At 43.9% G+C, this 4,075-nt stretch carries 1 protein-coding gene; it reads right to left on the bottom strand.

The genetic code is table 11. The features are described 5' to 3' along the window. A partial coding sequence (locus HMPREF3201_RS11895) for a beta strand repeat-containing protein (RefSeq protein ID WP_369794835.1) occupies window positions 1-3,853 on the bottom strand: 3,853 nt, incomplete at its 3' end. Between the last annotated feature and the right edge of the window lie 222 nt (window positions 3,854-4,075).

Below are 4,075 nucleotides of genomic sequence, written 5' to 3' on the forward strand. Positions count from 1 at the left end.
CACCGCCGACAACATCCAGCGTTTCATCCAGCTTCTTGTTGATGGCATCTCCGGAATCTCCGGCGAAGTTGAGGCCTTTATCGATATCTTCACTAATACCATCTACCAACCCGCTTACATCCACTTCGTAGTTCTTATCGGTATCGTTCTGTGTGAATGTAATCTTCTTACCAGCTTTATCGTAAGTTCCTGCCGTCGTATACGTATCTTTCGATGCAATCGTGTAAGTTGTGGAACTATCGGTTTCTGTAGTCGGTGTAACCGTTACATTCGTACCTGCTTTTACAGTTACTTTATTTGCTTTCAACTGCGATACGTTGACTGCATCGGTAGCATTGACACCAGCTGCTACATTGGTAATCGTCTTGCTGCCAGCATTGATACCCGTAGTCGTTACGGATGGACCACCAGTGATTGTCAGACCGGTTGTACTGAGGGTTACATCGTCGCCTATTTTGACACTGTTCAGACCGGTGAGGTCTTTAGCTAAGCGAATTTTCAGTGCACTGTCGCCTTCTTTTACAACGCCTATATTATCGTCTTCTGTAAAAGCAGTAGCACCACCAGTGATGCTTAATGTTTCGCCATTGCCACGAGCAATTGTTTCTGTGTCAGATTTATCATCGCCTGTAAACTTCAAGGTCGTGTTGCCTGCTTCACTTGCAGCTTCAGCAACCTGTTTCAACTGTGCTACGTTGACAGCATCCGTGTCTTGCATACCAGCAGCTACACCTGTAATCTGGCGAGTAATATTATTCGCTGTATCACCTACAGAGACAGCAGCCGAAGTGGATTTCCAAGCAATGGATGTTTCAGTAGATGCCTTTTCAGTCTCTACATCATAGCCTGCAACACCTTTATCAACACTAGCTACAGAATTAGAACCTAAAGCTACACCACCGTCTACGGTTGTATTAGCATTTCGGCCCAAAGTAACGGCGTCACTAGCGGAGGAGGTCATCGCAGAATCAGCCGCGCCGATAACAACACTATTAGATGCATCGGATACGGTACGGTTGGTACCGATGATAGTTACATTATCTACATTGGTACCGGTGTTGTTAAAGCCTGTAATGTAGTCATATTGGCTAATATTACTGCTTGTGCCAGTCAAGGTGTTGTTTACACCAATGATAGCTGATTGTTGAGTATAGTCAGCCTTGTTTCCGCCCCCCATAACCAACGTGGAGCCACCACTATTAGAATCTTTAATCGCCTCAATTAATTGTGTCTGTAACTCTTTTGCAGATGCAGCACCATCATACATCGGTACAACAACATCGGTAATAGAATTCGTTACTTCATTCCCGGCGCCAAAAATCAACGTCCCGTTAGTATTAGCAGCTCTATTGCCAACACCAACAATACTATTAGCTACACCAGCTACAGTACTGCTTGCTGTTGCCGATTCAATACTATTTAAAGAACCGGTTACAGTCGCACCAAAGTTTTTAGTTGCTTTAAGGGAATCAAAAATCCCTGCAAGTCCGCCTAACCCTTGATAATCTGAAGTAGCGATAGAATATGCACCGGTAACTGTAGTCATAGCGCCAGCACTAAAGCTATTCGTACCAACAGTAGTAGAAAGTACACTTAAGTTCGGCTGGCTCATGCCCGAGGCCGCTTCCGTATTAATGGTAACATCGCCTAAGGCACCTCTGTAATTATGGTTACCAATCATAGTACTCCCAGAGCGGGCATAAGCATTACGACCGATAGCAACGCCGGTAACACCGGTTTCACCACCGTTTTGCGCAAATCCAAGCAATCTTTCCTGCTGTCCCGCCATATTTTCGGTGTGTGCTTTATAACCGATGGCAATACCGCCACCTTGTCCCGAATAGTTGTTGATGACAGCACCATTGCCGATAGCAACGTCACCACCATTTGTACCGGCAGCACTGCCATTACCAATCGTAGCCTGCCCGATAGCAATACTGTTATTCGAGCTTGTGCTGGATTTACCGATAGCAATAGACTCCGTGCCTTTAGCACCATCATTATTATAGTTAGTACCATTAGCCGTAGAGTTTACATGGAAGTAATGAATCTTATTGGCATTCAACTGCGATACGTTTACCGCATCAGTATCTGCCGTACCGGCTGCTACATTAGTAATCGTCTTGCCAGCTGCATCAATGCCCGCTGTGGTAACAGACGGACCATTAGTGATTGCAAGACCGGTTGTACCGAGAGTTACTGCGTCACCTACTTTGACACTGTTCAGATTGGTAAGGTCTTTGGCCAAACGAACATTGAGTTTGCCATCTTCGGAAACCACTCCGATATTCTCAGTCGTCAGGTCCCCCTTAGCACCGCCGACAACATCCAGCGTTTCATCCAACTTCTTGTTGATGGCATCTCCTGAATCACCGGCAAAGTTGAGTCCTTTGTCAATGCCATCTACTAAAGTACTTAAATCCACTTCATAGTTTTTAGTAGTATCGTTCTGGGTAAATTTAATTTTCTTACTATCTGCATCATATGTACCACTTTCAGTATATGTATCTGTAGATGCAACTGTGTAAGTTGTAGCTCCGTCATCAGCTACAGAAGAAGTAATGGTTACCTTGTCACCAGCTTTTAAATCTACTTTGTTAGCTTTCAACTGTGCTACGTTAACAGCATCAGTATCTTCAGTACCAGCTGCGACACCTGTAATCTGACGCGTCAGATCATTTGAAACATCGCCTACAGCTACGGAGCCCAAAGTAGAAGTCCAGGCAGTACCGGTTAATTTTTTAGTGCTTGGATTGTAGCCGTCTACACCTTTATCAACACTAGCTACAGAATTCGAACCTAAAGCTACACCATCATCTACTGTTGCATTAGCATTGTAGCCCATAACAACTACATTATCAGCTTCTGTCGTCAACGTTGTGGCAGCTGCGGCACGCAAGGTGCTAGAAGTCGACTTATTAGCACTGCCTAAGATGATGCTGTTGTCGGAACCTTCTACAGTACGATTGTCACCTAACAAAATAGTATTGTTAGATTCGGATACTGCATTTTCATTACCTAAGTTAACGATAGATGTAGAATCACTAACTGTGTTATTTGTACTGGTTACGGTTACATTGGTTACACCAGTCGCCGTATTGTTAAAACCAGTCAAGGCATTGTATTGAGCGATGCCACTTTCAGTGCCGGTCAATGTATTATTAACACCGATAAGAGCCGACTGCTGCGTATAATCGGCCGTATTGCCACCACCGATAGCAAGTGTAGCACCACCACTATTGGAGTCCTTAATACCTTTGATTAAGTTAGTTTGCAAATCTTTTGCCGAGGTAATATTAGAGGTTTCAATCGCAGAAATATCAACCACAGAGTTTGTAATTTCATTACCTGCACCAAAGATTAACGAGCCATTAGAATTGAAGGTCCGGTTAGCTACACCAACCACACTGTTAGCCATACCTGATTGATTGCTAGTTGCAGTAGATGATTCTACGCTATTTAAAGAGCCAACAATGGTAGCTCCGAGGTTTTTAGAAGCACTGTCTTGCCCACCACCGCTGGCATAGTTACCGCTGGCAATCGAGTAAGCACCAACAATGGTTGCAAAAGCACCACTATTATAACTATTTGTACCTAAAGTCGTACTGTTAACATTAACACCGGTAGCACGGATATTGGCACTGTCTACGTCAACATCGCCTAATACACCACGATAGTTATGCGTACCAATCATTAAACCACCCGTACGTACAAAGGTGTTTTCACCAATTGCGATAGCTGTAGCTACTTTTGAAGGATCTTCAGGTTTGAAAACCATGCTCCCATCTGGTCGAAACTCCGGATTATAGGTTGTTTGTCCCAACGAGAAAATATACTCTTGCATGCCGGTCATATTATCGATTTGTGCATTTTGACCGATATCAATACTGGCACTTTGATCTACATAGTTATTAATTTGTGCCCTGTTCCCGATAGCAAACCGCTGCCTTTGCCACCATTACTATCAGAAACACTTGCCCCATTACCAATAGCGATACTGTTATCAGCTGCCGTACTAGCTTTACCGATAGCAATGGAATCCGTACCTTTAGCGCCATCATTATTATAGTTAGTA

Source organism: Megasphaera sp. MJR8396C (genome assembly GCF_001546855.1).
In the GTDB taxonomy this organism is placed as follows: Bacteria; Bacillota; Negativicutes; order Veillonellales; family Megasphaeraceae; genus Megasphaera.